This window comes from Catenulispora pinistramenti (genome assembly GCF_018274385.1).
Taxonomy (GTDB): Bacteria; Actinomycetota; Actinomycetes; order Streptomycetales; family Catenulisporaceae; genus Catenulispora; species Catenulispora pinistramenti.
Genome location: NZ_JAAFYZ010000490.1, coordinates 1 through 1,171 on the forward strand (window position 1 = coordinate 1; position 1,171 = coordinate 1,171).

The following is a 1,171-nucleotide window of genomic DNA, read 5'->3' on the forward strand; positions in this document are numbered from 1 at the left end:
CGGCCGTCGCCGATCGTGACTAGCAGGGCTGCGGCGATCCTGACTCCGATGCCGGGCATCGAGGTCAGGATCGGGGAAAGAGGGTGGGCCTGCAGCAGGGCGGTGAGCTGGCCCTCCAGCGTGTGGCGTTGGGTGAGGATCTCGGATAGTTGGCGGGCCAGCGATGGCACGATGATCTCGGCTGCGGATGTGCCGGGCACGGTGACGGTCTGCTGGTCCAAGGCTTCGGTGATCTGCGTGGCGAGGCGCTCGGCCATTCGCGGCGCCTTCGGTTTGAGTACCTCCGCGATTTGCCGGGTTCCGGCTTTGCGCAGCTGTTGGGGCGAGCCGAAGCGGCCTAGCAGCTCCAGCACGGCCGGGTGGTGGATTCGTGGTCCCAGGACGCGCTCCAGGCTCGGGTGGATCTGGGCGAGCAGGCCGCGCAGCCGGTTGCTGGTGCGGGTGGACTCCCCGGCCAGGTCGTCGTCGAACCCGACCAGCATCGCCAGTTCGGCCTCGGTCTCATCGGCCACTGTGATCTGCCGCAGCGCACGGGGGTTGGTGCGGGCCACGTCGGCGATCACGAACGCGTCACGGGCGTCGGTCTTGGCCTCGCCCTCATACATCTCCGCCGCGCGGCGCATCGCCAAACCGGGCAGGTAGGCGATCTCGCATCCGCAGTCACGGGCCACCGTCAGCGGTAGCGCGCCGATGTTCGCCGGCTGGTCCACGATCACCAGGACGGTCCTGAACTTGGTCTTGAGCTTGTCGAACACTGCGCGCAGTCTCGGTTCGGTGTTCGGCAGCCGCTTGTCGAAGACTCTGGTTCCGGCCGGGGTCAGCCCGTGCCCGTGGTGCTCGCCCTTGCCGACGTCCAAACCAAGGAAGACGCCGATACCGCTGGTGTCGTACATGTAGCCCCTCCGTGCAAGTCACGTCTGTGGCCTCGACCATTGCACCGCACGCCGGCAACCACGTTACGCAGGCCGCTCCCTCCAGGCCCGGCGTTGCACCGGGCACGGGAGCGGACCAGGCCCCTATCAGCGGTCAAGCAGTGCTCCAAACCCGGCGGCAACACATCGGAGGCCATACACACAGCATGGGTACGAAAGCCATACCGGGCCCAGAGGCCAGGCGGCCCCATTGCGGGACCACGAAAAAGGTAACGGGTACAGCACCGGTGTCCGGGGGT

The 1,171-nt window shown here is 67.5% G+C and carries 1 protein-coding gene; it reads right to left on the reverse strand.

The features are described from left to right. Positions 1 to 893: IS110 family RNA-guided transposase (locus KGQ19_RS48675; RefSeq protein ID WP_212022455.1), on the reverse strand; the 893-nt coding region annotated here is incomplete at its 3' end. Positions 894 to 1,171: the final 278 nt, after the last annotated feature.